The sequence below is a fragment of the Streptomyces sp. NBC_00400 genome (genome assembly GCF_036048035.1).
Lineage (GTDB): Bacteria > Actinomycetota > Actinomycetes > Streptomycetales > Streptomycetaceae > Streptomyces.
In genome coordinates this window covers 2931133-2957486 of the sequence record NZ_CP107940.1, presented here as the reverse complement: position 1 = coordinate 2957486, position 26354 = coordinate 2931133, and the positions used below count along the sequence as shown (strand labels likewise).

21 protein-coding genes are annotated in these 26354 nt (G+C 72.2%); 13 read left to right on the top strand and 8 right to left on the bottom strand.

Annotated features, from left to right (window positions below; all coding sequences use genetic code 11):
- The first annotated feature begins 182 nt into the window (after nt 1–182).
- Nucleotides 183–1367 (top strand): alpha/beta hydrolase, encoded by a 1185-nt coding sequence (locus OHS81_RS12865; protein WP_328384916.1) that lies wholly within the window; start codon nt 183–185, stop codon nt 1365–1367.
- Between the two features lie 74 nt (nt 1368–1441).
- Here OHS81_RS12865 and OHS81_RS12860 read toward each other — a convergent pair whose 3' ends face one another.
- Nucleotides 1442–3211 carry an acetyl/propionyl/methylcrotonyl-CoA carboxylase subunit alpha gene (locus tag OHS81_RS12860; protein WP_328384915.1) on the bottom strand — a complete coding sequence of 590 codons (1770 nt, stop codon included), beginning with the start codon at nt 3209–3211 and terminating at the stop codon, nt 1442–1444.
- A 516-nt stretch (nt 3212–3727) separates the two neighbouring features.
- Here OHS81_RS12860 and OHS81_RS12855 point away from each other — a divergent pair.
- From OHS81_RS12855 to OHS81_RS12840, 4 genes are all read left to right on the top strand, one after another.
- Nucleotides 3728–4219, top strand: coding sequence for a hypothetical protein (locus OHS81_RS12855; RefSeq protein WP_328384914.1), 492 nt, complete (start codon nt 3728–3730; stop codon nt 4217–4219).
- Nucleotides 4220–4348: 129 nt separating this feature from the next.
- Nucleotides 4349–5350, top strand: a complete 1002-nt coding sequence (locus OHS81_RS12850; protein WP_328384913.1) for a serine/threonine protein kinase — start codon at nt 4349–4351, stop codon at nt 5348–5350.
- Between the two features lie 8 nt (nt 5351–5358).
- A complete protein-coding gene (locus OHS81_RS12845; protein ID WP_328384912.1) occupies nt 5359–7599 on the top strand; it encodes a protein kinase domain-containing protein in 2241 nt (746 codons plus the stop codon).
- 81 nt (nt 7600–7680) lie between these two features.
- Complete coding sequence (locus tag OHS81_RS12840; protein WP_328384911.1) at nt 7681–9780, top strand: protein kinase domain-containing protein; 2100 nt, start codon at nt 7681–7683, stop codon at nt 9778–9780.
- 106 nt (nt 9781–9886) lie between these two features.
- Here the strand turns inward: OHS81_RS12840 and OHS81_RS12835 are convergent, their stop codons facing one another.
- From OHS81_RS12835 to OHS81_RS12810, 6 genes are all read right to left on the bottom strand, one after another.
- Nucleotides 9887–10453: a DJ-1/PfpI family protein gene (locus tag OHS81_RS12835; RefSeq protein ID WP_328384910.1), complete on the bottom strand. Its 567-nt coding sequence runs from the start codon at nt 10451–10453 to the stop codon at nt 9887–9889.
- A 179-nt stretch (nt 10454–10632) separates the two neighbouring features.
- Nucleotides 10633–11247, bottom strand: a complete 615-nt coding sequence (locus OHS81_RS12830) for a nucleoside triphosphate pyrophosphatase (protein ID WP_328384909.1) — start codon at nt 11245–11247, stop codon at nt 10633–10635.
- A gap of 83 nt (nt 11248–11330) precedes the next feature.
- A complete protein-coding gene (locus OHS81_RS12825; RefSeq protein WP_328384908.1) occupies nt 11331–12815 on the bottom strand; it encodes a peptidoglycan D,D-transpeptidase FtsI family protein in 1485 nt (494 codons plus the stop codon).
- A gap of 139 nt (nt 12816–12954) precedes the next feature.
- Nucleotides 12955–13083, bottom strand: a complete 129-nt coding sequence (mmpB, locus tag OHS81_RS12820; protein WP_328384907.1) for a morphogenic membrane protein MmpB — start codon at nt 13081–13083, stop codon at nt 12955–12957.
- 128 nt (nt 13084–13211) lie between these two features.
- Nucleotides 13212–13424, bottom strand: coding sequence for an acyl-CoA carboxylase epsilon subunit (locus OHS81_RS12815; RefSeq protein ID WP_129294468.1), 213 nt, complete (start codon nt 13422–13424; stop codon nt 13212–13214).
- 37 nt (nt 13425–13461) lie between these two features.
- On the bottom strand, nt 13462–15051 hold the full coding sequence (locus tag OHS81_RS12810) for an acyl-CoA carboxylase subunit beta (protein ID WP_328384906.1): 1590 nt from the start codon (nt 15049–15051) through the stop codon (nt 13462–13464).
- Nucleotides 15052–15182: 131 nt separating this feature from the next.
- Here OHS81_RS12810 and OHS81_RS12805 point away from each other — a divergent pair, with 131 nt between their 5' ends.
- The 5 genes from OHS81_RS12805 (at nt 15183) to hutH (ending at nt 21834) form a co-directional block, all read left to right on the top strand.
- A complete protein-coding gene (locus OHS81_RS12805; protein WP_328384905.1) occupies nt 15183–16085 on the top strand; it encodes a biotin--[acetyl-CoA-carboxylase] ligase in 903 nt (300 codons plus the stop codon).
- 502 nt (nt 16086–16587) lie between these two features.
- Nucleotides 16588–17793, top strand: coding sequence for an adenylate/guanylate cyclase domain-containing protein (locus OHS81_RS12800; RefSeq protein ID WP_328384904.1), 1206 nt, complete (start codon nt 16588–16590; stop codon nt 17791–17793).
- 168 nt (nt 17794–17961) lie between these two features.
- Nucleotides 17962–18774, top strand: a complete 813-nt coding sequence (locus tag OHS81_RS12795; protein ID WP_328384903.1) for an enoyl-CoA hydratase/isomerase family protein — start codon at nt 17962–17964, stop codon at nt 18772–18774.
- A gap of 271 nt (nt 18775–19045) precedes the next feature.
- Complete coding sequence (locus OHS81_RS12790) at nt 19046–20182, top strand: GGDEF domain-containing protein (protein ID WP_328391113.1); 1137 nt, start codon at nt 19046–19048, stop codon at nt 20180–20182.
- A gap of 107 nt (nt 20183–20289) precedes the next feature.
- On the top strand, nt 20290–21834 hold the full coding sequence (hutH, locus tag OHS81_RS12785) for a histidine ammonia-lyase (RefSeq protein WP_328384902.1): 1545 nt from the start codon (nt 20290–20292) through the stop codon (nt 21832–21834).
- Nucleotides 21835–22006: 172 nt separating this feature from the next.
- On the opposite strand, the gene OHS81_RS12780 is transcribed toward hutH, so the two are convergent.
- Complete coding sequence (locus tag OHS81_RS12780) at nt 22007–22441, bottom strand: hypothetical protein (protein WP_328384901.1); 435 nt, start codon at nt 22439–22441, stop codon at nt 22007–22009.
- Nucleotides 22442–22550: 109 nt separating this feature from the next.
- Between OHS81_RS12780 and OHS81_RS12775 the strand changes: the two genes are divergently transcribed.
- From OHS81_RS12775 to OHS81_RS12765, 3 genes are all read left to right on the top strand, one after another.
- A complete protein-coding gene (locus OHS81_RS12775; RefSeq protein WP_328384900.1) occupies nt 22551–22889 on the top strand; it encodes a hypothetical protein in 339 nt (112 codons plus the stop codon).
- Between the two features lie 462 nt (nt 22890–23351).
- Complete coding sequence (locus tag OHS81_RS12770; RefSeq protein ID WP_328384899.1) at nt 23352–24620, top strand: L,D-transpeptidase; 1269 nt, start codon at nt 23352–23354, stop codon at nt 24618–24620.
- Between the two features lie 426 nt (nt 24621–25046).
- Complete coding sequence (locus OHS81_RS12765) at nt 25047–26330, top strand: DUF2786 domain-containing protein (RefSeq protein ID WP_443058846.1); 1284 nt, start codon at nt 25047–25049, stop codon at nt 26328–26330.
- Nucleotides 26331–26354: the final 24 nt, after the last annotated feature.

The following is a 26354-nucleotide window of genomic DNA, read 5'->3' as shown; positions in this document are numbered from 1 at the left end:
AAGCCCCGGCATCCCCCGCTGGTCGCGCAGCCGAACACCGTGCCGGGGCCGCAACGTGCCGCCGCGAGGGGTCATCAAACCAGGCGCAACGAGGTCTTCCGGGGGTTTCCGGAGGCTCTGGAATACGCCGTGACGGGCCGCCGGGGAAGCGGAGCGCGGCGCGGAACACCTGGGGAATAGTCATGGGACTGACCAGCCGATCGCTGTTTTATGCCGTGGCCGCGGTCGCCGTGGTCTGTGTGGGGCTCACGCTCTGGCTGTGGCCGCGGTTCGCCGGGCGCGGGCCGCGGGCGCTGCTGGGGCGGCTGGGGGTGATCGCCGCGACGCAGCTGGCCGTCGTGGCGGCGCTCGGGCTCGCGGTGAACGCCAACTTCCAGTTCTACGGCTCCTGGCGCGAACTGCTCGGGCTGTACGACGATGCGCCGGCCGCCGTCGGCAAATGGGGCGACGCGGGGACGGCCGGGCCCGCCGGCGATCCGTCGAAGGGCCTGGTGCAGGCCTCGGGGGCGGACGGGCTGGACAAGGTGCACGGTCTGCCGAAGGGGGAGCCGTCCCTGGTGGGCAAGGTCGAGTCCGTACGGATCGTCGGCAAGCGGACCCGGGCGGTGGACCCGGCGTACGTCTACCTGCCGCCGCAGTACTTCCAGCCCCAGTACGCCCGCCAGCGGTTCCCCGTCGTCGTCGCGCTCAGCGGCTATCCGGGGGGCACCTTCCTGCTGGGCCAGCACCTGCGGCTGCCGCAGACCGCCGGCCGGCTGATCCGGGAAGGCACGATGCAGCCGACCGTCATCGTGATGCTGCGGCCCACCATCGCGCCGCCGCGCGACACCCAGTGCGTCGATGTGCCGGGCGGCCCGCAGGCCGAGACCTTCTTCGCCCGGGATGTGCCGGACGCGCTCAAGTCCCGCTACCGCGTCGGCCACGACCCCGGCGGCTGGGGCGTCATGGGCTACTCCTCGGGCGGCAGCTGTGCCCTCCAGCTCGCCATGCGGCACGACCGTACGTACACCTCGGCGGCCGCCCTCTCGCCCGACTACAAGGTCAGCAACGACCCCACGACCGGCAACCTCTTCGGCGAGGGACGGGACCGGGGCCGCCGCCGTCAGGAGCACGACCTGATGTGGCGGCTGCGGCATCTGCCCGCTCCCCGGGTGGACGTCCTGGTGGGCACGAGCCGCACCGGCGAGAAGAACTACCCGGCGGCCCGGGCCTTCCTCGCCGCGGTCCGGCCCCCGATGAAGGCGGACTCGATCGTCCTCGCCCACGGCAGCCACAACTTCGCCACCTGGCGGCGTGAACTGCCCGCCGCGCTGGAGTGGATGAGCCGGTCGCTGAGCTTCCCGGAGGACGTGGTCGGGAACTCGTAGCCGGGTCGGAACGCGCGCGAGGGGCTCCCGGCCGGTGCCGGGAGCCCCTCGCGCGCATACGGGATGCCGTCGCGTCAGTCCTTGATCTCGCAGATCACGGCGCCGGACGTGAGGGCGGCGCCGACCTCGGCGGTCAGGCCCTTGATGGTGCCGGAGCGGTGCGCGTTGAGCGGCTGCTCCATCTTCATGGCCTCCAGGACGACGACCAGCTCGCCCTCGGTGACCTGCTGGCCCTCCTCGACGGCCACCTTGACGATGGTGCCCTGCATCGGGGAGGCGAGCGCGTCGCCGGAGGCGGCGGAGCCGGACTTCTTGGCGGCCTTGCGCTTGGGCTTGGCACCGCCGGCGACCGCGGCCCGGGCCAGCGGCATGCCCAGCGAGGACGGCAGCGAGACCTCCAGGCGCTTGCCGCCGACCTCGACGACGACCGTCTCGCGGGAGTCGGCCTCGGCCTCGTCCGCGCCCGGTGCGGCGAACGGGGGAATCTCGTTGACGAACTCGGTCTCGATCCAGCGGGTGTGGACCGTGAACGGCTCCTTGGAGCCGGTGAGTTCGGGCGCGAACGCCGGGTCCGTGACGACCGTGCGGTGGAAGGGGATGGCGGTGGCCATGCCCTCGACGGTGAACTCCGCCAGCGCACGGGCGGCGCGCTGCAGGGCCTGCTCACGGCTGGCGCCGGTGACGATCAGCTTGGCGAGGAGGGAGTCCCAGGCCGGACCGATGACGGAACCGGACTCCACGCCCGCGTCCAGGCGCACGCCCGGACCGGCGGGTGCGGCGAAGGCGGTGACCGTGCCGGGGGCCGGGAGGAAGCCCCGGCCCGGGTCCTCGCCGTTGATGCGGAACTCGAACGAATGGCCGCGGACGGCCGGGTCGTCGTAGCCGAGCTCCTCGCCGTCGGCGATCCGGAACATCTCGCGGACCAGGTCGAGGCCGGTGACCTCTTCGGTGACCGGGTGCTCGACCTGGAGGCGGGTGTTGACCTCCAGGAAGGAGATGGTGCCGTCCTGGCCGACGAGGAATTCACAGGTGCCGGCGCCCTCGTAGCCGGCCTCCTTGAGGATGGCCTTGGAGGCGCGGTACAGCTCGGCGTTCTGCTCCTTGGTCAGGAACGGGGCCGGGGCCTCCTCCACCAGCTTCTGGTGGCGGCGCTGCAGCGAGCAGTCACGGGTCGAGACCACGACGACGTTGCCGTGCTTGTCGGCCAGGCACTGGGTCTCGACGTGCCGCGGACGGTCCAGGTACCGCTCGACGAAGCACTCGCCGCGGCCGAACGCGGCGACCGCCTCGCGCACCGCGGAGTCATACAGCTCCGGGACCTCTTCGAGGGTGCGGGCGACCTTCAGACCACGGCCGCCGCCACCGAAGGCCGCCTTGATCGCGATCGGCAGCCCGTGCTCCTTGGCGAAGGCCACGACCTCGTCCGAACCGGAGACCGGGTCGGGGGTGCCGGCGACCAGCGGGGCACCGGCCCGCTGGGCGATGTGCCTCGCTGCGACCTTGTCACCGAGGTCGCGGATGGCCTGCGGGGGCGGCCCGATCCACGTCAGCCCCGCGTCCAGGACGGCCTGTGCGAACTCGGCGTTCTCCGACAGGAAGCCGTACCCCGGGTGGATGGCGTCCGCACCCGAATCGGCGGCGGCAGCCAGGACCTTGGCGATGTCCAGGTAACTGGTGGCAGGAGTGTCACCGCCCAAGGCGTACGCCTCGTCTGCCGCGCGTACGTGCAGGGCGTCCCGGTCGGGGTCGGCGTAGACGGCCACGCTTCCGATCCCCGCGTCCCGGCATGCACGGGCAACGCGAACAGCGATTTCGCCACGGTTGGCGATGAGCACCTTGCGCACGATGGGTCCTTCCTTGGCGCTTCGCCGTAACAAATGGATGCGGCGATTTTAGGGACTGGCGACACCGCGTGCCGACCCGTTCCCTGGGGTGAGCTTGCCCACACGGAGTGTGCTCGGGGCGCCAGTGAGGAACCTAAGTCCCCTGGTATCCCAGGGTAGGCCCGGATTCCTGGGCGTCACGTCGTGCCCCGGTGTGGCTTAGGTCTCGCGCCGCGGGCGTCCAGCGGATCGTCAATTCTTTGTGGAGTCCCTACGAATGGGCGAAGGAAACTTTGCGGGCGGCTCGGTCCGTCGGCGTGCCGTCACCCTTCCGGTCGCCGGCGTCCGCGTCCGCCCGCGCACAACCCTTGCCCAGCTTTTACCTTCCGCAGAGCTCTTCCCCCGGAGGGGGGACCCCCATGTAGCGTGCGCGATGTCCTGTACCCCGCGGTAACAGGGGCACCGGGAGCATCAGCGGCATCGGGCGTCCGCAGGGCGCCTCGGCTCGGCACATGGCGGAAGTGGGTGGACGTGGTGGTGGCACGACGGCCGGTGGCCTTGGCCGCGGCGGTGGTACTGGTCCTGGAGGCGTTCGGGATCGTGCTGCTCAACTGGATTCTGAGCATCGTCGTGGACAGGCAGCAGATGTCCCTGGCCGGGCTGCAGCCCCGTGCGATGTCCGCCGGCTCCTGGGTCGGCGGCATCGTCTTCGGCCTCTACCTGCTGTTCTGCGCCGCCGTTCTGTTCCGCACCGCGATACGCGACCGCGCCCCCGGCGGCTTCACCCGTATCGCCCTCATCAGCTGCGCGGTGGTGCACGGCGTGCTGGGTGCCTTCGCCGTCGGCCTGGTCGGCTGGGTCGCCTTCCTCGCGATGACGGTGGTGCTGGCGCTGCTGGTGCTGACCCTGGTGGCGTACGGGGAGGGGCGTGAGGGTGAGGGGCGAGGGGCCCCGGAGAACGGCACGAACTCCCCGAACACTCCGAACACCCCGAACGGGGCGTCGCCCGCGGCTCCCTCGTCCGCCTGACCGCCCCGGGCACCACCGGCCGAGCAGGCCCGAACTCCGGCCGCAGCGGGGCCGGATCGAGGCCGTCCGGGGCCGCGCGACACGCCCGGGTAGGCTCTCGCGCGTGTCGTCGGACGGGGGATGGTGCGCATGCATGCGCCAGTTGCGGGTGGAGAGGGCCGGGCGAGAGCCGGGGACGGGGGGCTGATCGGTCCGTATGTGGTGCTCCGCCCTCTGGATGACGAGCGGCCTCGGGTACCCGTACCGGAGCGGCGGTTCATCGGGCGGAGCGCGGACGGGGACCGTACGGTGCTGATCGGTGTTCCGCTGCCGGAGGCCGACCCCGGGCGGTTCCTCGCCGAGGCGGAGGCCTCGCGCTATCTGCTCGGGCCGTGGGCCGCACCGGCCGCCGAACTCGCCGCGCCCGGTGACGCGCCCTGGCACGCCCGCCCCTACCTCCCCGCGATTCCGCTGCCCACCGCGCTCGCCCTGTACGGCGGGCCGCTGCCCGAGCGCACCGTACGGGCGCTCGGCGCGGCCCTGGTGGAGACCCTGATCATCGGGCACGGTCAGGGCCTGGCCCATGCCGGTGTGTCGCCCGCCGCCGTGCTGCTGGCCGCCGACGGGCCCCGGCTCACCTGCTTCGGGGCGGTACGGGCCGCGGCCGGGGACGGCACGCCGCGCTCCGGGCTGCCGGGCCTGGAGTCGGGGAGCCTGCCGCCGGAGCAGGCCGCCGGCGGGCGGCCGCAGCCGATGGGCGATGTCTACGCACTCGGCGCGACCCTCGCCTACGCCGCCACCGGATACACCGTCCCGGAGCGGGAAGAGCTCCCGGCCGCCCTGCGGACCGTCATCACCGGCTGCCTCTCCCGGGACCCGGCGGCGCGGCCGCGACCCGCCGAGGTGCTGGACGCGCTCAGCCCGCTCGCCGGGGACGGTGCGCGAGCGTCCGTACCGGGAGCCGCGGGTGACGCCGCCGGTCCCCTGCCGCCCGCCACCGTGCTCGACGCCGCCGGGACTCCCGCGGGCCGCGCCGCCGCCGTGCTCGGCCCCGGCTGGCTGCCCGGCCGGCTGATCGCGGCCCTCGCCCGCCAGTCGGCCGATGTACTCGCCGCGACCCTCCCGCTCCCGCCCGCCGCACGCCAGGACTGACGCCCGCCATGCCCTTCCCCCTCGCCCACGACGACCCGCACGGCTTCGGCCCGTACCGCCTCATCGCCCGGCTGGGCAGCGGCGGCATGGGCACCGTCTACCTGGCCCGCTCGCCGGGCGGCCGGACGCTGGCACTCAAGACGATGCACGCCCGGATCGCCACCGAGACCGCATTCCGTACCCGCTTCCGGCTGGAGGCGGATGCCGCCCGGGTCATCGGCGGCCGCTACGGCGCCCAGGTCGTCGACGCCGATCCGCTCGCCGAAACCCCGTGGATGGCCACCGAGTACGTCCTCGGCCCACCGCTCGACGAGGCGGTGGAGCAGGCCGGTCCGCTGCCCGAGACGACGGTGCGTGCCCTCGGGGCGGCGCTGTGCGGGGCGCTCGGGCAACTGCACCACTCGGATGTCGTGCACCGTGACCTCAAGCCGTCCAACATCATGATCACGGCGCACGGCCCGAAGGTCATCGACTTCGGTATCGCCCGGGCCCTCGGCGATGACCGGCTGACCCACGCCGGCGCCGCGGTCGGCACCCCGGCCTTCATGTCGCCGGAGCAGGCCACCGGAGAGGAACACGCCCCGGCCGGGGACGTCTTCGCGCTCGCCGGGGTCCTGGTCTTCGCCGCCACCGGCCGCGGCCCGTTCGGCAACGGGCAGCCGGCCGACCTCCTCTACCGGGTGCGCTACGGCGAGCCGGACCTCACCGGCGTGCCCGCCGCCCTGGTCCCGGTCCTGTCCCGCTGTCTGGCCAAGGAGGCCGACGGGCGTCCGACGACCGCCGAGCTCGCCGCCCACCTGCACGACGGTGCCGGGGAGTTCGCCGGCCATCTGCCGGACGCGGTGCTCGCGGAGATCGGGCGGCGGGCGAGCGAGGTGTGGCAGGTGGTCCCGCAGCGGCTGCCCGCACCGCCCGGCCCGCCGCCGACCGTGCCGTCCGCCGACGCCCCCGCCCGCCGCCTGTCCCGCCGGGGGCTGCTGACGGCTGGCGCGGGGTCGGTGCTCGGCGTCGCGGGGGCCGGGGCGGGAGTGTGGGCCTGGCTGGGCGCGAGCGAGCCGGCGCCGGGCCCCGGCACCGGGCCCGGGTACACCGAGCCGAAGCCGGGGCCGAGCGTCGGCCCGGTGAAGAAGAAAAAGCTGGACTCGGTGTGGCAGAAGCAGTACGGCGGCCCGGGCGACGACCAGAACCCCGAAGTCCCCCTGCTCGCTGGTGACCAGGTCGTCCTGGTGGCCAACGCCGGGGCGCGCGGTGTGGACGCGAAGTCCGGCGCGTCCCGGTGGACGTTCTCGCTGTACGCGGACGACTCGTGGCAGGTCGCCTCGGACGGCACCCGCGTCTATCAGATCGCGAGGGACGAGCACCGTGATGCGAACGGCTCGCTGAGGTCCGTCACATGGTTCCTCGCCCGCGTGGACCTCGATTCGGGCAAGGCCGGCAAGCGCCTCGCCCCGGTGTCGGACGACCGGGACAACGGCCTCATCAGCCGGCTGCTGGCCGTCGCCGACGACACGGCCTATCTGGCGATCTCACACGGGAAGGTCAAGCGGTACGAACGCCAGCTGCCCTGGTCCGTGATGGCGGTGAACCTCGCCACGGGGAGCCGGAAGTGGACCGACCCGCTGCCGTTCCACTCCGCCGAGAGCGACGAGAACCACTTCCTGTCCGCCAAGGTCGCAGGCCGCCTCCTGGTGGTTCTGCAGCAGATGAACGACGGCACGGTCCGGATCGCGGCCCGCGACATCCGCACCGGGAAGGTGGTCTGGGACAAGCCGTGGAAGGGCGCCGACCGGCGCCTCGTACGGGATCCGCTCACGGCCGACGACAAGCATCTCTACCTGGGCTACGGCCCGTTGCGGGCGCTGCGGCTGAGCGACGGCGGACCGGCGTGGGACACGGCCGCCACCCGCCCCGGGAAGACGTACGGGCCGCCGGTCCTCAAGGGCGGGGTGCTGTACGCGGTGGAGAAGGGCCTCGGCCTGGTCGCGTTCGGCACCGGAAGCGGAAAGCCGCGATGGGCGGAGAAGAGCGCGGAGGGCCCGAGGGCGGATCATGTCGTCCATCCGGTGATCGGTTCCGAGTACGCCTACACCTACAGCCACACCGACGAGCTCCTCCGGGCCGTCGGCCTCACCTCGCACACCACCGAGCAGTTCTACAAGACCAGCGGGACCCGGTTCACCGCCCATGAGAAGAGCGGCATGATCATCGCCTCCGGCCCCGACTTCCTCGCGGGCTTCCCGCTCCGCTGAACGCGCCATCGCACGCCACCACGCGCCACCACGCGCCTGACGTCGCTGAACCTTCCTGAACTCGCCTGAAGGACACCGCCCATGAAACCCCTCGGCACCGGCGATCCCCTCCGCCTCGGCCCCTACCGCCTGCTCGGCGTGCTCGGCGAAGGCGGTATGGGCAAGGTCTACGTCGGCCAGGACGCCGGGGGCACCGTGGCCGCCGTCAAGGTGCTGCGGCCCGAACTCGCCGACGCACCGCAGCTCGCCCAGCGCTTCGTCCGCGAGGCACAGGCGGCGCAGGCCGTGACGAGCAAGGGCGTGGCGGGCGTCCTGGGGGCGCAGACCGAGGGCGGCCGCCCGTGGATCGCCACCGAGTTCCTGGCCGGACCGACCCTCGATGAGGCCGTAGAGGCGTACGGCCCCTTCGACGAACCGGCCGTGCGCGCCCTCGCCGCGTCGATCGCGGACACCCTGGCGGACATTCACGCCACCGGCCTGATCCACCGTGACCTCAAACCCCCGAACATCGTCCTGACCTCGTCCGGCCCCCGCGTCATCGACTTCGGTATCGCCCGCCCCGAGCACGGCCTCACCCTCACCTCCACCGGCCAGGTCCCGGTCACCCCCGGCTACGGCGCCCCCGAACAGGTCCTGGGCCGGCGCGTGTCCTCCGCGGCCGATGTCTTCTCCCTGGGCGCGGTCCTGGTGTACGCGGCCAGTGGGCATCGCGCCTACGACGCCTCCCACATCGCCGCCCTCCAGTACAAGGTCGTCCACGACGAACCCGACCTGACCGGCGTCCCGGAAGCCCTGCGGCATCTCATCGCCCCCTGCCTCGCCAAGGACCCGGCCGCCCGGCCCGGCCCCGCTCGGATCGCCGCCGCCTTCGCAGCGCCGCGCGGCGCCGAACGGGCCTGGCGGCGCGGCCGGGTGGCCGAGGCGATCAAGGAGCGCGAGCGCGGCATCCATGAGCTGACCGCGCCGACCCTGCCCGACGGCGGCGTCGTTCGGCCGGTGACGCGGCGCAGGCTGCTGACGGGCCTGGCGGCGGGCGGCGCGGTCCTGGCCGCGGGCGGCGGCGCCGCGGCGGCCTGGTGGCCCCGTGAACCGCGGCAACCCGCCGCGAAGACCGATCTCTTCGCCTTTCCGCCCGCCGCCAGGACCCCGGTGGCGCATGTGCTCGACGCCGACAACGGCGACTACCTCAGCGGCGGCGAGGTGAAGCCGCTGTGGGGCCCGGTCGACGTCCTCGCCGACGACACGCCCGCGCCCCTGCCCGTACGGGACGTCATCGTCTTCGGCGCACGCGGCGGCGGGATCGCCGCCCACAACGTCGTGGACGGCAAACGCCGCTGGGCCGTCCGCGGCGTCAGCGCGCCGAGCCGCTACCTCTCCCTCTCGGACCGGCTGATCGCCGCCGCCGACGCCAAGGGCACGATCCGCACCTTCATCGCCTCGACGGGCGAGCCCCGCTGGACCGTCGACGCCGAGGCGAGCGTCCTGCTGGCCGCCGACGACGAGGCGGTCTACGTCCTGACGAAGGACCACCGACTCCGCGCCGTCCGGCGCTCCGACGCCACGATCCGCTGGACGGCGAAGATCGCCGCCGGCTACCGCACCAAGGTCGAACCGCCGGGCGCCGTCGCCCACGGCCGCCTGGTCCTGGCCACGAGCGACGGGAATGTGTTCGCCGTCGACACGGCCGACGGCCACCAGGTGTGGGACCTGCCGGACCAAGGGGACGACCTGATCCGCCCGGCCGTCCACGGCACCACCGTCTACCTCAACGGCAAGACGCTCACCGCCCGCCGGATCAGCGACGGCAAGAAGCTGTGGTCGATCGACAAGCGGGACCCGTGGGACAAGCACGAGGACTGGGGCCCGGCGACGGTCTTCGACGACCACACCGTCTGTGCCGCGCACGACGAGTGGCCCAGCATCAGGAAGACCAGCGACGGCAGCGAGATCCAGGGCGGGAACGGAACGACGGTCCGCGGGCTCCCGGTGCTCATCCACGGGCGCGCCCTCTGGTCCATCGAGGGCGACCCCTGGTACAAGGTGTTCGCCGCGGATCTGTCGACCGGCGTCCCCGTCCTGACGTACAAGCTCCCCGCGGCCGAGCGGTCCTGGCTGGTGGGGGACGGCAACCGGGTGTTCATCCTCCACGGCACGTCGCTCTATGCGCTGCCGGTGCCCTGAGCGTCGTGGTGTGCCGGCGCCCGGGTGCGTCGGGGCCGGGGCCGGGGCCGCGGTCCGACCGGGGCCGGTGCCGACGGCCGGACCGCGGCGGACCGCGGCGCCCCGCTCAGCCCTTCACCGGCGCATGCTCCCGCAGCACCTCCATGAACGCCCGCATCCACTCCGGCTGGTCGTTCCACGCACGCGCCGAGACGACCTTGCCGTCGACGACCGCCGGACCGTCGACGAAGATCCCGCCGCCCATCGCCACATCCGGCGCGCAGGCAGGGTAGGCGGCGGTACGGCGGCCCTTGAGGACGCCGAGGGGGGCCAGGGTGAGGGCCGCGTGACAGATGTGGGCGACGGGCTTGTCCTCGTCGAAGAAGTGGGTGACCACCCGTCGGTAGTCGGAGTCGTTGCGCAGGTACTCCGGTGCCCGGCCGCCCGGGAGGACCAGCGCGGCGTACTCCTCCGGGTCGACCTCGGACAGGGCGAGGTCGGACGGCCAGGAGTGGCCCTCGCGCTCGATGTAGGTGTCGAAGCCTTCGACGAAGTCGTGCACCACGAACTGCAGCTTCTTCCGCGACGGGGCCGCGACCTTCGTCTCGTACCCCTCCTCCAGCATCCGCTGGTAGGGGTAGAAGAACTCCAGGTCCTCGGTGGCGTCACCGGCGATGATCAGAATCTTGGGCATGGTGCGGACTCCTCACGGACATGGACCGGACCGGTCCGGTGAACCGGACTGCCCGGCCGACCGGACTGCCCGGCCGACGGGACCGATCCGGCCGGCCGGGCCGTATCGGATCCATCGGTTCCCCACCCGGCGCCATCAAATGCGTCCCGGCCCGCACCGGAGCCGGGGAGCGATGACGCTCAGGTCCACAGATCCGTGATCGCCACGTCCAGGCCGCCCAGCAGACGGCGCAGCAGCGGCAGGGAGAGGCCGATGACATTGCCGGGGTCGCCGTCGATGCCGTCGATGAAGGGGGCGGAGCGGCCGTCGAGGGTGAAGGCGCCCGCGACGAACAGCGGCTCGCCGCTCTCGACGTAGGCGGCGATCTCGGCGTCGGTGGGCTCGCCGAAGCGGACCGTGGTCGAGGCGGTGGCGGAGACCTGGCGGCCGCCCGCCGCCGTGTCGATGACGCAGTGCCCGGTCTGCAGGATGCCGGAGCGGCCGCGCATGGACTTCCAGCGGGCGGTGGCGTCCTCGGCATCGGCGGGCTTGCCGAGCGCCCGCCCGTCCAGCTCCAGGACCGAGTCGCAGCCGACGACCAGCGCACCGGCGGCCTCCGGGCGGGCGGCGACGGCGGTGGCCTTGGCCTCGGCCAGGACGCGGGCCAGCTCACCGGGCGTGGTGGCGGTGAGGGCATCCTCGTCGACGCCGCTGACGACGACCTCGGGCGCCAGCCCGGCCTGGCGCAGCAGGGCCAGCCGGGCGGGGGACTGGGAGGCGAGGACGAGACGGCGGGGGCGGGGCTCTTCGGTCATGTCCGCCATCGTACGGAGCCGCGGGTGCCGCCAGGGCGCCCGGACTGCTGGTGGGGAATCCGGACTACTTGTGGGACCCCGGACTACTTGTTGAGCACGGCCTCCATCACGGACTTCGCGATCGGGCCGCCCAGCTTGCCGCCGGCGATCTGCTCCCGGGGAATGTCCATCTCCTTGGGGTCGACGAAGACGGCGACCGCGACCGGGGAGGAGCCGTCGCTCTGCTTGGCGTAGGAGACGAACCAGGCGTAGGGGCGCTCGTCGTTGACGTTCGCGCCGTGCTGGGCGGTGCCGGTCTTGCCGCCGACCGTCACGCCGTCGATCTTGGCCTTCTCGGCCGTGCCTTCGTTGACCGTGTACTCCATCATCTGCTGCACCTTCTTCGCGGTGTCGGCGGAGACGGCCTGGGACTTCAGCTTCGGCTTGATCTTCTCGATCGTCGACAGGTCGGGGCCGCGCAGCTCGTCGACGATGTGCGGCATCATCACCTTGCCGTCATTGGCGAGGCCGGCGGCCACCATCGCCATCTGCATCGGTGTGCTGGTCAGGCTGCCCTGGCCCATACCGGTCAGCGCGGTCTGCGGCTTGTCGAGCTTGTCCGGGTAGAGGCTCTTGCTGGCCAGCAGGTCCCCGAGCTCCTTGTCGTAGACGTCGGAGTTGAAGCCGAACTTCTCCGCGGTCTCGCGCATCTTCTCCTTGCCGACCTTCAGCGCGGTGTCGAGGAAGACGTTGTTGCACGACCACTGCATGCCGGTCTTCAGCGAGGCCTTGTCGCAGGGCGCGCCCGCGACATCGTTACCGATCTTCGTCGTGCTCTGCGGGAGCTGGTACGGAGCGGCCGCGTCCGACGGGGCATCGATGTCCGACACCACACCGTTCTCCAGGGCGGCCGCCGCGGTGAGGATCTTGAAGGTGGAGCCGGGGGCAAAGGTCTCCCGCAGCGCCCGGTTGCTCAGCGGCTTGCTCTTGTCGGTGTCCATCGCCTTGAACTTCCGGCTCTCGGCGTTGGAGAGGCCGGCGAACACCGACGGGTCGTAGGAGGGGGTGGAGGCGAGCGCGAGGACCCGGCCGTCGCGCGGGTCGAGGGCGACCACCGCACCCTTGGCGTTGAGGTCGGTCAGCCCCTTGTACGCGGCCTTCTGCGCCTTGGGGTCGATGGTGGTGACGACATCGCCGCCGCGCGGCTTCTTGCCGGTCAGGACGTCCTGGGCGCGGTTGAAGGCGAGCCGGTCGTCCTTGCCGCTGAGCACCTTGTTGTAGATGCCCTCCAGGAAGGTCGTGCCCATGGCCTGCGAGGCGAAGCCGGTGACCGGCGCGTACATCGGGCCGTCCGTGTACGTCCGCTTGTACTTGAAGTCACCGGAGGTCGCCACCGAGCCGGTGATCGGCTTGCCGCCGACGATGATGTTGCCGCGCGGGTAGGAGAACGCCTCGATCTTGACGCGCCGGTTGTGGGGATCATTGGCGAGTTCGTCCGCCTGGACGAACTGGACCCATGTCACGCGGGCCAGCAGGGCCAGGACCAGCACCCCGCAGAAGACGGCTATATGCCTCAGCGGCCTGTTCATCGCTCTCCCACTCCCGGCCGGGCGCCACCGCCCCGCGGCCGGCCGCCCGAATTGCACTGTCGAGAGAGAAAGAGTCGATTTCAGCGATGATGGTTGCGGACGGGAGCTGTGAGGGTTACCTCCTCGCGGACGGGAACGGCTACCTCCCCGAGATCAGGACCATCAGCACCACCGCGACCACTGCCAGCACGATGCCCATTCTGCGGAGCTTGGCCTGCACGTCGCGCAGCTCCTCAGGAGGCTCATCGGGCGGATCTGACCACAGCATGTACCGATCCTGAGCCCGATGTGCCCGTGGCGCCTGAGTACGCGTACTCAGGCGCCACGGGTGTGAGGGACTAGTCAATGCACTATGCACCGACCTGACGCGGCCGGTCATCGCACACCGTCAGCCGGTCAATGCGGCCAGTAGCTCGTCCGCCAGGCCCGCGGGCCCGGGTGCGGCATCCGTGCCCGCGCCGGAACCGTGGACGCGGGATCGGACCACTCGGTGCCGCGATCGGGTCCCGCGGGCGCGGCGGAAGCGGCAGCCGCCGCGCGGACCTGCACCACCGCCAGTGCGGCGGCCAGCTCCTCGGGTGTGGGATTGCCCCGTACGACCCTGATCATCGAAACGGCCCTCCTTCGCAGATTCTGGTTCTGCCGGTCAGAGCGGAATGTTGCCGTGCTTCTTCGGCGGCAGCGCCTCGCGCTTGTTGCGCAGCGTGCGCAGCCCGCGGACGATGTGCCGGCGCGTCTCGGACGGCATGATCACCGCGTCGATGTAGCCGCGCTCGGCCGCGACGTACGGGTTGAGCAGGGCGTCCTCGTACTCCTGGATCAGCTCCTGGCGCCGCTCGTCCTGCGCGGCCGGATCCTCGATCGCGGCCAGCGTGCGGCGGTGCAGGATGTTGACCGCACCCTGGGCGCCCATGACGGCGATCTGCGCGGTCGGCCAGGCCAGGTTGAGGTCGGCCCCCAGGTGCTTGGAGCCCATGACGTCATACGCGCCACCGAACGCCTTACGCGTGATGACCGTGATCAGCGGGACCGTCGCCTCCGCGTACGCATAGATCAGCTTGGCGCCGCGCCGGATGATCCCGTCCCACTCCTGGTCGGTGCCGGGCAGGAAGCCGGGCACGTCCACGAAGGTGATCACCGGGACGTTGAACGCGTCGCAGGTCCGCACGAACCGCGCGGCCTTCTCCGACGCCTTGATGTCCAGGATGCCCGCGAACTGCATCGGCTGGTTGGCGACCACGCCGACCGCATGGCCCTCGACCCGCCCGAAGCCGGTCAGGATGTTCGGCGCGAACAGCGCCTGGGTCTCCAGGAACTCGTTGTCGTCCAGGACGTGCTCGATCGCGACATGCATGTCGTACGGCTGATTGGCCGAATCCGGGATCAGGACGTCCAGCTCGCGGTCGGTGTCCGAGGTCTCCAGATCCGCCTCCTCCGGGAAGGCCGGAGCCTCCGAGAGGTTGTTGGACGGCAGGTAGGACAGCAGGCCCTTGACGTACTCGATGGCGTCCTTCTCGTCACCCGCCATGTGGTGCGCCACACCGGAGGTGGCGTTGTGCGTACGGGCGCCGCCCAGCTCCTCGAAGCCGACGTCCTCACCGGTCACCGTCTTGATGACGTCGGGACCGGTGATGAACATGTGCGAGGTCTGGTCCACCATGACCGTGAAGTCGGTGATGGCGGGGGAGTAGACCGCGCCGCCCGCACACGGGCCGACGATCAGGCTGATCTGCGGGATCACGCCGGAGGCATGGGTGTTGCGGCGGAAGATCTCGCCGTACATACCCAGCGAGGCCACGCCCTCCTGGATGCGCGCGCCGCCGGAGTCGTTGATGCCGATGACCGGGCAGCCGGTCTTGAGCGCGAAGTCCATCACCTTGACGATCTTCTCGCCGAAGACCTCGCCCAGCGCCCCGCCGAAGACCGTGAAGTCCTGGGAGAAGACGGCCACCGGGCGGCCGTCGACCGTGCCGTAGCCGGTCACCACACCGTCACCGTAGGGACGGGTCTGGTCCAGTCCGAAATTCGTCGACCGGTGCCGCGCGAACTCGTCCAGCTCGACGAACGAGCCCTCGTCCAGCAGCAGATCGATGCGCTCACGCGCCGTCAACTTCCCCTTTGCGTGCTGCTTTTCCACTGCACGGGCGGAACCGGCGTGCGTGGCCTCTTCGACCCGCCGCTGCAGGTCCGCCAGTTTGCCCGCGGTGGTGTGGATGTGTGCTTCCGGCTCGGACATCGGGATGCGGCTCCTGCTCGTCCTGGACTGGTGCTCGTACTGAGGGTGGTACGGGATTGGCTACCGATCCGTAGCGTATCGGCGGGACTGCTCAGCGGCACTGCGTCGTTGACCACACCTAGGCTGGTCCCATGACGTCTCAACCACCGGAAAACCGGGACAAAGATGCCGGTCGCTGGAGCGATCTGGGCCGCCCTCCGCTGAACGCCACGGCGCTGCGCCGCGCCCTCGTACGGCCCGACTCGCTCTGGACCGCCCTGGACGTCGTCTCCGCCACCGGCTCCACCAACACCGACCTGGCGGCCCGTGCGGCACAAGGGGAGGCAGCGGGCGCCGTCCTCATCGCCGAGGAACAGTCGGCCGGCCGCGGCCGCCTCGACCGCACCTGGTCGGCGCCCCCGCGCTCGGGCCTCTTCCTCTCCGTCTACCTCATCCCCCAAGTCCCCGTGGCGCGCTGGGGCTGGCTCCCCCTGCTCACCGGAGTCGCCACGGCCGCCGCCCTCTCCCGGACGGCCGGCGTCGACACGGCCCTCAAGTGGCCCAACGACCTGCTGGTAACTTCCGAGGACTCCGACGCCCTGCGTCCCGGGGGAACCCTCACGGAACGCAAGGTAGGCGGCATCCTCGCCGAACGCGCCGGCCCCGGCGTCGTCATCGGTATCGGCCTCAACGTCTCCCTCACCGCCGCCGAACTCCCGGTACCCGCCGCGGGCTCACTGGCTCTGGCAGGCGCCACCACCACCGACCGCGACCCGCTGCTGCGCGCCGTACTCCGCTCCCTGGAGCACTGGTACACCCAGTGGCAGTCCGCCGACGGCGACCCCGCCACCAGCGGCCTCCACGAGGCCTACGCCGCGGGCTGCGCCACCCTCGGCCGCTCCGTACGCGCCGAGCTCCCCGGTGACACCGCCCTCACCGGCGAGGCCGTGGCCATCGACACCGACGGCCGCCTGGTACTGGCCACCGCAAACGGCGTACAGCAGCCCGTGGGCGCCGGCGACATCGTCCATTTGCGCCCGGCGACGGAGGCGTAGGGGGCGGGGCGGCCACCAGGGGCCGTATGCCTGACGGCACCCGTACGGCGGGGCGGCAGCCGTCGGAGTGAGGTGGGACACCCGCCGACGCCCATGTCCGTGACGGCAATGGGTACGGCGGGACGGCCGCCGACGACGTAGGCCGGAGGGGATGTCCGGTGCCCCGCCCGCAGGACCGGAGCGAACGCCGGGGCGGTCTGTGCCACGTACCAGATCCGCCCGCGCCGTGGGGGCACCTCCCGGCCGAAGGCTGGGGGAGGGGTACCGGGCGTCCCCTCCGGCCCCCCACCTACGGCGGGTTTGCAACACCGGCGGCCGATCAGCGCTGAACCGCACCCACCCGCCGCGCCGACCCACCCCCACCACTTCCTTGTCCATAGCCAACATGTGAGAGTGAGCCAGAGCACACCTGCCGTATCGTTGAGGCGGTCCGCCAGGGAGCGGACCACCGGCGAGCAGTGATCGGAAGGGCAGTGCGCAGGGATCGGACAGGGAGCGGCCGGTGACCGCCGACGACTCGGGCGCCACCCCGCGCGACATGGACACCGAGGACGACGCCGTGCGCGACGTCCCCGTCGACGATCCCGCACGGGGCTGGGGCGACACCGCCACCGGCAGGAGCGAGGCCACCGACCACGGTGACGAGAACAACATCGCCGTCCGCCTCGAACAGCTCATCCTCGGCGCCGACCGCCGCTACACCCCGTTCCAGGCGGCCCGCGGCGCCGGCGTCTCCATGGACCTCGCGGCCCGCTTCTGGCGGGCCATGGGCTTCGCCGACATCGGCCAGGTCAAGGCCCTCACCGAGGCCGATGTGCTGGCCCTGCGCCGGCTGTCCGGTCTCGTCGAGGCCGGGCTGCTGAGCGAGGCCATGGCCATCCAGGTCGCCCGCTCCACGGGCCAGACCACCGCCCGTCTGGCCGACTGGCAGATCGACTCCTTCCTGGAGGGCCTGACCGAGCCGCAGGACTCCGGCCTGACCCGGACGGAGATCACCTACCCGCTGGTCGAGCTGCTGCTTCCCGAGCTGGAGGAGTTCCTGGTCTACGTCTGGCGGCGCCAGCTCGCCGCCGCCACCGGCCGTGTCGTCCGGGCCCAGGACGACGCGGAGATGGTCGACCGCCGGCTCGCCGTCGGCTTCGCCGACCTGGTCGGTTTCACCCGGCTGACCCGTCGCCTGGAGGAGGAGGAGCTGGGCGAGCTGGTGGAGGCGTTCGAGACGACCTGTTCCGACCTGGTGGCCGCACACGGCGGCCGGCTCATCAAGACCCTCGGCGACGAGGTCCTTTTCTCCGCCGACGACGCGGGTATCGCCGCCGAGATCGGGCTGCGGCTGATCGAGACGATGACCAATGACGAGACGATGCCGGAACTGCGGGTCGGCATCGCCTTCGGCACGGTCACGACCCGGATGGGCGATGTCTTCGGTACGACCGTCAACCTCGCCAGCCGCCTGACTTCGATAGCGCCGAAGGACACCGTGCTGGTGGACGAGGCATTCGCCGAGGAGCTGGGCCGTATCGGTGACGCGCCGGTCTCCGAGGCCGACGCCGCGGCCGCGGAGAAGGCGGCCGCGGAGGGCACCGGCGCCCCGCCGCCGTCGTACCGCTTCGCCCTCCAGCCGATGTGGCAGCGCCCCGTGCGAGGCCTGGGCGTGGTCGAGCCCTGGCTGCTGAGCCGCCGCGCCGGTCCGGGCACCGGCGACTGAGCTTCAGGGGACCCGCGGGTCCGCCCCTCACCTGCCCGAGCCTTCGCCCCCCGAGCCGCCGCCCCACCCCTGCCGTCCCACCCCTGCCGCCCCCCATCCCTGTCCCCCCGGCCGCCCACCTGGCATGATCCCCACGTCAGGTCAACGCCCGTTAACAGGGAGGGTTGCATGGAACGGCAGGGGCAACGGCAGCAATTCGGCGCGGAGGGCTGGGTGGCCGTCGAGCGCCACGGCCACGTGGCGGAGCTGATCATGGACCGCCCGAAGGCCATGAATGCCGTCTCGACGGCCATGGCCGACAGCCTGGCGCAGGCCTGCGCCGAGCTGGCCGCGGACCGCTCCGTACGGGCGGTGGTCCTCAGCTCCACCCACGAGCGGGCGTTCTGCGTGGGCGCGGACCTCAAGGAGCGCAACTCCTTCACCGACGCGGACCTGATGCGCCAGCGTCCGCACACCCGCGCCGCGTACACCGGCGTACTGGAACTGCCGATGCCCACCATCGCCGCGGTGCACGGCTTCGCGCTCGGCGGCGGCTTCGAGCTGGCGCTCGCCTGCGATCTGATCGTCGCGGACGGTACGGCGGAGGTGGGGCTGCCGGAGGTGTCGGTGGGTGTCATCCCCGGTGGCGGGGGCACCCAGCTGCTGCCGCGCCGGGTGGGCGCGGCGCGGGCCGCCGAGCTGGTCTTCACCGCGCGCCGGGTGCGGGCGGCCGAGGCCGCGGAGCTGGGCCTGGTCGACCGGCTGGTGGCGGACGGGCAGGACCGGGCCGGGGCACTGGAGCTGGCGGCCACGATCGCCCGTCACTCGCCGGTCGGCCTGCGTGCCGCCAAGCGCGCCATGCGCCTCGGCCACGGGATGGACCTGCGGGCCGGCCTGGAACTGGAGGACGGCGCCTGGCGCAGTGTGGCCTTCTCCGGGGACCGCGCGGAGGGCGTGGCGGCCTTCAACGAGAAGCGCGATCCGGAGTGGCCCGGGGAATGACGCGAAGCGGGGCGAGGGGGACGAGGGGCAGGCGCCCGACCAGGAGCGACCCGGGGAACCAAGCGAGGAACGGCACCAATAGGGCACCAGTGGCGACGCCGATAGCGACGCGAATAACGCCTAGGTGTCAATCCCCTACGGAAAGGGGCGAAAGGGGTTAAACATTCCTACGCTGTAATGACAGAGCGTGCTCACGGTGACGGAATGCGAGGATCCGGTGACGGGCGAGGGCGATGCGAGGCTGCGGGCCGTGGTGGAGCTGGCGCAGGCGATGGCGGCCGCGCATACACCGCGCGACTCGGCGCACGCCGCGGCGCAGGGAGTGCGCCAGGCCCTGGGGGGATCCTTCGCGGCGATCTCGAAGTGGGAGCGCGAGCTGGGCAAGCTGCGGGTGCTGGTCAACGTCGGCGAACTCGCCGTCGACGAGGAGGAGTTCCCGGACGACGAGAGCTACCCCGTCCATGAATTCCCGGAGATCGTCGGCTTCCTGCACGAGCAGTGGGTGGGCGGCGGCGAGCCCAGCGCCTGGGTGGAGACCGCCGAGGAGCCGCACGACGGCCCGGTGTCCGCGGCCGCGGCGCAGCGGCGGGACGAGGTCGCGGGTGAGGGGGGCGCCAACCCGCAGCGGGTGGCCGCACTGCGCCGTCGCGGCCGGGGCTGCTGTGTGGTCGCGCCGATCGTGCTGCACGGCCGGGCGTGGGGCGAGCTGTATGTCGCGCGGCGGACGGGCGAGCCGGTCTTCGGCCGGCCGGATGCCGATTTCGCGAGCGTGCTCGCCGCGGTGACGGCGGCCGGGATCGCCCAGACCGAGCGGCTGGCGGAGGTCCGCCGGCTGGCCTTCACGGACTCCCTGACCGGCCTGGCCAACCGTCGTGCCGTCGATATGCGGCTGGACGAGGCGCTGGAGCTGCACCGCAGGGACGAGGTGGTGGTCAGTCTGGTGGTGTGTGACCTCAACGGGCTGAAGCGGGTGAACGACTCACGCGGCCATGCGGTCGGGGACCGGCTGCTGGAGCGCTTCGGCTCGGTGCTGTCCCTGTGCGGGGCGATGCTGCCGGGCATGCTGGCCGCCCGGCTCGGCGGTGATGAGTTCTGCCTGCTCGCGGTGGGCCCGCCGGCCGACGAGGTGGTCAAGGTGGCCGGTGAACTGTGCGACCGGGCGGGGGAGTTGGATCTCGGTGAAGGGGTGGCGGTCGGGGTCGCCTCGACCGGTGATCCGATCGGGCCGGTGCGCAGTGCCCGCCGGCTCTTCCGGCTCGCGGACGCCGCGCAGTACAAGGCCAAGGCGGCGCGGTCGGGTGAACCGGTGGTCGCCGGGCGGCACGGCGGCAAGGACGACCCCGTCGTCCGGCTCGCGGACGCCCCGGACCGGCGGTCGGGGCCGGAGCGCCGCCGCTTCCGGAGGTGAGTGCCGCCTCCTTGCGCAGACCCCGGGTCCTTCGCTCACGCCCCGTAAGGGGTGATCCCCAAACCCGGTGGTGACATCCGGCGATTCAGTCTCTAGGGTGCCTGAATATGGATATGCACACTGTGGTGCTGGGAACGTCCGGCACGACCGCACAGGACGTCATCGCGGTGGCCCGCGGCGCGGCCCGGATCGAGCTGTCCGAGGAGGCCCTTGCGGCCGTCGCCACCTCCCGCGCCTTCATCGACGAACTCGCCGCCAAGCCCGACCCCGTCTACGGCGTCTCCACCGGCTTCGGGGCCCTCGCCGTACGGCACATCAGCCCCGAGCTGCGCGTGCAGCTCCAGCGCAACATCGTGCGCTCGCACGCGGCCGGCATGGGCCCGCGGGTCGAGCGTGAGGTCGTCCGCGCGCTGATGTTCCTGCGGCTCAAGACGCTCGCCTCCGGGCACACCGGCGTCCGCCCGCTCGTCGTCGAGACCATGGCCGCCATACTCAACGCCGGCATCACGCCCGTCGTGCACGAATACGGCTCGCTCGGCTGCTCGGGTGACCTGGCGCCGCTGTCGCACTGTGCGCTGGCGCTGATGGGCGAGGGCGACGCGGAGGGCCCCGACGGCACCGTCCGGCCGGCCGGCGAGCTGCTGGCCGCGCACGGCATCGAGCCCGTCGAACTGCGCGAGAAGGAGGGCCTGGCCCTCCTCAACGGCACCGACGGCATGCTCGGCATGCTCGTGATGGCCTGCGCCGATCTCGCCCGGCTGTTCACCTCGGCCGACATCACCGCGGCCCTCTCCCTGGAGGCGCTGCTCGGCACGGACAAGGTCCTCGCGCCCGAGCTGCACGCCATCCGCCCGCACCCCGGGCAGGCCGCCTCCGCCGGCAACATGTCCAAGGTGCTGGCCGGTTCGGGCTTCACCGGCCACCACCAGGACGACGCCCCGCGCGTCCAGGACGCCTACTCCATCCGCTGCGCCCCGCAGGTCGCCGGCGCCGGCCGGGACACCCTCGACCACGCCCGCCTGGTCGCCGACCGCGAACTCGCCGCGGCCGTCGACAACCCCGTCGTCCTCCCGGACGGCCGGGTCGAGTCCAACGGCAACTTCCACGGCGCCCCGGTCGCCTACGTCCTGGACTTCCTGGCCATCGCCGCCGCCGACCTCGGCTCGATCGCCGAGCGCCGCACGGACCGGCTGCTGGACAAGAACCGTTCGCACGGGCTGCCCGCCTTCCTGGCCGGGGACCCGGGCGTCGACTCCGGGCTGATGATCGCCCAGTACACCCAGGCCGCCCTGGTCAGCGAGCTGAAGCGACTGGCCGCGCCCGCCTCGGTGGACTCCATCCCGTCCTCCGCCATGCAGGAGGACCATGTCTCGATGGGCTGGTCGGCGGCGCGCAAGCTGCGTACCGCGGTCGACAACCTGACCCGGATCGTCGCCGTGGAGCTCTATGCGGCGACCCGTGCCATCGAGATGCGCGAGGGGCTGACGCCCGCCCCCGCCACCCGTGCTGTGCTGGACGCGGTGCGCGCGGCCGGCATCCAGGGCCCGGGCGAGGACCGTTTCCTGGCGCCGGACCTGGAGGGCGCGTATGCGTTCGTACGGGCCGGGGAGCTGGTGGCGGCCGTGGAGTCGGTCACCGGCGAACTGGCGTAACGACGGGGGGCGGGGCGCCCGCCGTCCTCAGGGTGCCCGCCGGCCTTGGCGGGGTGCGCCGCCTGGGGGGGCGCCCTTAGGGGCGCGATCCCCAGGAGCACCGGCTCCTTGGGGGCGTCTCCCCGGTCTCCGTCCCCAGGGACCCCCGACCCCGTGGAACAGACGGCGTGGATCAGACGGCGTCGTCGCTGGTGCGGCGGACGGAGTAGCTGACCAGCCCGGCGCCGAGCGCGAGACAGGCGGCGCCGCCGATCACGTACGGCGTGGTGTCCGGGCTGCCGGTGTCGGCGAGGAGGTGCGGCCGGGCGCCGCTGGAGTCGCCGCCGACGCCGGAGACCGTTCCGGCGCCCGTCCCCGTTCCCGTCCCGGATCCGGTGCCCGTGCCGCTGTGGTGCGGGGTGGTCGTCGTGGAACCGCTGCCGGGGCCCGCTGACCCGCCGTTCAGCCGGCCGGCCAGGCCGGGGCCCGCCGCGGCGGATGCCGCCCGCAGACCGGAATCTGTCGCTCCGTCATGCCCCGCGCTCGCATTGGCGGAGGGGACGAACCACAGGGCGAACAGTACCGATCCCGCGGCTGCGGCGGTCAGCAGTGGACGTCGTGCGGTCACGGAAGCGATCCCCCTTGTGGGTTCGGCGAATTGGCCGTTGACCTCAGATGTTAGTGACCGCCGCGGGTCGCGGGGAAGTCAGGACCCGTCCATGCCTAACCTCCGTGCTATGAGCAATGGTGAGACATCACGTTTTGTGCGCCTTCATGTGGAACTGATCATGGAGGTCACCGACGCCCCGCAGCTGACCGGCGCGGCCCTCGATCACATCAACGGCGACCCGTCGCTGCCGGACGAGGAGCGCAGACAGTCCCAGGAGACGGTCACGGGGGATCCGGCGGAGGCGCTGGCCCACCTGATCGACCCGTTCGACCTCGTCGCCTCGGTGCCGGGCACCGAACTGGCCCAGGCCTCGTGGAGCAGTGAGGAGCTGACCGACTACGACCCGGACGCCGAGTGGAACGCGGCGGAGTGGGATCTGGCGGACGACGCGGACGGGGAGGGCTGACCGCCGCCGGCACCTCGCCCCCGCCCGATCGACCAACCAGGGCCCCCGTACGGCTGCGCGCTGCACGGGGGCCCATGACGTGGGGGCTCATGACGTGGGGGCTCATGGCGTGGGGGCCATGACATGGCCGGTGGGGCTGGTCGCGGCCCGGTAGCCCGGTGGCCCGGCCGCACGGCGGTCCGGCAGCCCGGTGGCCCGGCCGCCCGGCAGCCCGGCCGCACGGCGGTCCGGCAGGTCGGTAGGCCGATGGGGCGACAGGTCCGACTTCGGACCGTGTGCACCTTGTGACCGATGTAAGGGCATAAGTGGCCTTCCCCACACTTCATGGATGCATGGAACGGGCGAAACGGAAAAGGCGTTCATATGGCGTCGGCCGGAATGCCTGCGTCCAGATATGCCTGCGTTCAGTTGGCAGCTCGCTCGGGGAACGATGCGAAATCCGTAGTAATGGAGATGCGTGTGATGACGGACAGCCAGCGCCGGAAGGGGCTGATAGCCAGCGCCACGCTGCTCGGGGGCGTACTCACGCTTGCGGCGTGTGGCGGCAGCGCAACAGCCGACCAAGGCGGCGGTGCTGACGGCACCCGGCACGAGAACACCCAGCAGGTGGACGAGGCGGCCGCGAAGGACGCCTCGCAAGCCAAGATCAAAATACTGCCGGAGGACGGCGCGACCGGTGCGGGCGTCAACGATGACGCCAAGGTCACGGTCAGTGCCGGAAAGCTCACCGACGTCACCATGACCTCGGTCGAGTCCAAGCAGAAGGTGGACGGAACCCTCTCCGCCGACGGCACCTCCTGGAAGCCGAACAAGCCACTGGACCGCTCGACGAAGTACAAGGTCACCGCGCATGCGGAGGACTCCCACGGGCGCACGGCGGTGGAGAACTCCAGTTTCACCACCGTCGCCCCGGAGAACAGCTTCGTCGGGAACTTCACGCCGGAGAACGGCTCGACCGTCGGCGTCGGTATGCCGGTGTCGATCAACTTCGACAAGCCGGTCAAGAACAAGGCGGCCGTCCAGTCCGCGATCAAGGTCGCCTCGAACAGCAACCAGCAGATCGTCGGCCACTGGTTCGGTGACAAGCGGCTGGACTTCCGCCCCCAGGAATACTGGAAGGCGCACTCCAAGGTCACCCTGAAGCTCGGCCTCGATGGTGTCGAGGCGTCGCCGGGCGTCAAGGGCATCCAGAACAAGACCGTCAGCTTCAACGTCGGTCACTCGCAGGTCAGCACCGTCGACGCCGCGGAACACGTGATGTACGTGGTGCGGGACGGCGAGCTCATCCAGACCATCCCGGTCTCGGCGGGCAGCGACGGCCATGCGACCTACAACGGTCAGATGGTCATCTCCGAGCGGTTCGAGCAGACCCGGATGGACGGCTCGACCGTCGGCTTCAAGAAGAAGGACGGCAAGGGCGAGTACGACATCCCCGATGTGCCGCACGCCCAGCGCCTGTCGGACTCCGGCACTTTCATCCACGGCAACTACTGGGGTAAGGGCGTCTTCGGCAAGGCCAACACCAGCCACGGCTGCATCGGCCTGGAGGACACCAAGGGCGCCAAGAACGCGAAGACGGCCGGCGCCTGGTTCTTCAACAACTCGCAGATCGGCGATGTGGTGGACGTCGTCAACTCCCCTGACCAGACCGTCAAGCCGGACAACGGCCTGAACGGCTGGAACATGGACTGGTCGCAGTGGGTGACCGGCAGCGCGGTGCCGGTGCAGTAGCGCGATGCCGCTGCAGTGATGCCGCGGGGGCGGGGCAGCGGTCCGCATGCCTGACCGCATGTGACCGTGCGTTACGGCGTATGACAGCCGGACAGCCGGACAGCCGGACAGCCGGACAGCCGGAGAGCCGGAGAGCCGGACAGTCGTACAGCCTGACCGCCGGTGGTGACTGCCGCCATGACATGACCGACGCCCGGTGGCGCCCCGATCAGGGTGCCGCCGGGCGTCGTGGCGGTGTACGGCCCGGCCGCCGACCGCCACCGGGACGCGGGCCGGACCCGGACCACCGGGACGCGGGCTCCGAGAAGCCCTCCGTACAGTGAGCGGGTGAGTGAGCGCGGAAGCAAAGGGCGCGGGAGCGACGGGCGCGGAGGCGCCGGGCGCGGCGGGCCGGCGGCGGATGCGGCCGGTGAACTGGTCGGGCAGGTGCTCGGCAGCGTCCGCTACGCGCCGGACGGTGCACAGGCCGAGGACGCCATCGAGGCGGGCGCCTCGATGCTGGCCGCGGCCGAGGCCGGCTGGGAGGCGGTGAGCGCGGCGGTGGCCGCCGCCGCCGTGGCGGGCGTGCGGCAGTGCTGGGCGGGCGGCTGGCAGCCCGCCGACCTGGAACGGATCGTCCGGCGTGACGCACCCGACGCCTCCCTGGTGGCCGTGGTCGTCGACGCCGTCGCGGCCGACGCGGCCCGTCCGCCGGCCGCCCGGCCCGTCCGGGACACCCGCTGGGCCGAGCAACTGCGGCAGCTCGGTGCCGAGGTCTGGTGGGCCTCCGATGCCGGCTACCTCGACGCACTGGCCAAGCGCCGCCGCACCTCCCGCTTCGAGACCGCGTACGACGTACTGGCGGCCCTGCGCGCGCTCGCCCGGCTGCCGCGTATCACCCCGCTGCCGGCCCCGCCGCAGTCCGGCCGGGGAAACGGCCCCGCCGGTGCCGCCGCCTCACGTGCCCTCGGACGGATCCGCGGGCTGCTCGCCAAGGCCGAGGCGACCGACTACGCCGAGGAGGCGGAGGCGCTGTCCGCCAAGGCGCAGGAGCTGATGGCCCGGCACAGCATCGACGAGGCACTGCTCGACAGCACCGCCGCGCCGGGCGGGCAGACCGGCGGCCCCTCCGCGGTCCGTATCGGCATCGAGGGCCCGTACGAACAGGCCAAGGCGCTGCTGCTCGACGCGGTGGCGGCCGCCAACCGCTGCCAGGCCGTCTGGGCCGCCGACGTGGGCTTCTCCACCCTCGTCGGCTTTGCGCCCGACCTGGAGGCGGCCGAGATGCTCTACACCTCGCTGCTGCTCCAGGCCACCGCCGCGATGCACCGCGCGGGCGACGACCACCATCGAGCTCTCCAGCAGCAGGGGCAGGACCGCGCGCTCAAGGAACGGGGCGGGGCCCCCGTGCCCCGTGGCCGCTCCCGCCGCACCCGGGACTTCCGCCAGGCCTTCCTCGTCGCCTACGCCGACCGCATCCGCGACCGGCTCGGGGCGGCCACCGCCGCCGCCACGGCCGCCGCCACCGCCGAGTCCGCCGAAGCGGCCCCCGGCCTCCTCCCGGTCCTCGCCGCGCGTGAGCTCGCCGTGGCACAGACCACCGGCGCCCTCTTCCCCGATACCGCCCCGGTCCGCCTCCGCGGCGTACGCGACGCGGACGGCTGGCACCAGGGCAGAGCGGCGGCGGACCGGGCACGACTGGGCGAGGGGCCCGGGCGGGGAGAGGGATGAGCCCGCGGCCGTGACCCACGCACT

Bases quoted from the DNA above. Each gene is read 5' to 3' on its own strand.
- OHS81_RS12865 (WP_328384916.1), top strand. From the start codon at position 183: ATGGGACTGACCAGCCGATCGCTGTTTTATGCCGTGGCCGCGGTCGCC.
- OHS81_RS12850 (WP_328384913.1), top strand. From the start codon at position 4,349: ATGCATGCGCCAGTTGCGGGTGGAGAGGGCCGGGCGAGAGCCGGGGAC.
- OHS81_RS12845 (WP_328384912.1), top strand. From the start codon at position 5,359: ATGCCCTTCCCCCTCGCCCACGACGACCCGCACGGCTTCGGCCCGTAC.
- OHS81_RS12840 (WP_328384911.1), top strand. From the start codon at position 7,681: ATGAAACCCCTCGGCACCGGCGATCCCCTCCGCCTCGGCCCCTACCGC.
- OHS81_RS12835 (WP_328384910.1), bottom strand. From the start codon at position 10,453: ATGCCCAAGATTCTGATCATCGCCGGTGACGCCACCGAGGACCTGGAG.
- OHS81_RS12830 (WP_328384909.1), bottom strand. From the start codon at position 11,247: ATGACCGAAGAGCCCCGCCCCCGCCGTCTCGTCCTCGCCTCCCAGTCC.
- OHS81_RS12825 (WP_328384908.1), bottom strand. From the start codon at position 12,815: ATGAACAGGCCGCTGAGGCATATAGCCGTCTTCTGCGGGGTGCTGGTC.
- mmpB (WP_328384907.1), bottom strand. From the start codon at position 13,083: ATGCTGTGGTCAGATCCGCCCGATGAGCCTCCTGAGGAGCTGCGCGAC.
- OHS81_RS12815 (WP_129294468.1), bottom strand. From the start codon at position 13,424: ATGATCAGGGTCGTACGGGGCAATCCCACACCCGAGGAGCTGGCCGCC.
- OHS81_RS12810 (WP_328384906.1), bottom strand. From the start codon at position 15,051: ATGTCCGAGCCGGAAGCACACATCCACACCACCGCGGGCAAACTGGCG.
- OHS81_RS12805 (WP_328384905.1), top strand. From the start codon at position 15,183: ATGACGTCTCAACCACCGGAAAACCGGGACAAAGATGCCGGTCGCTGG.
- OHS81_RS12795 (WP_328384903.1), top strand. From the start codon at position 17,962: ATGGAACGGCAGGGGCAACGGCAGCAATTCGGCGCGGAGGGCTGGGTG.
- OHS81_RS12790 (WP_328391113.1), top strand. From the start codon at position 19,046: ATGGCGGCCGCGCATACACCGCGCGACTCGGCGCACGCCGCGGCGCAG.
- hutH (WP_328384902.1), top strand. From the start codon at position 20,290: ATGGATATGCACACTGTGGTGCTGGGAACGTCCGGCACGACCGCACAG.
- OHS81_RS12775 (WP_328384900.1), top strand. From the start codon at position 22,551: ATGAGCAATGGTGAGACATCACGTTTTGTGCGCCTTCATGTGGAACTG.
- OHS81_RS12770 (WP_328384899.1), top strand. From the start codon at position 23,352: ATGACGGACAGCCAGCGCCGGAAGGGGCTGATAGCCAGCGCCACGCTG.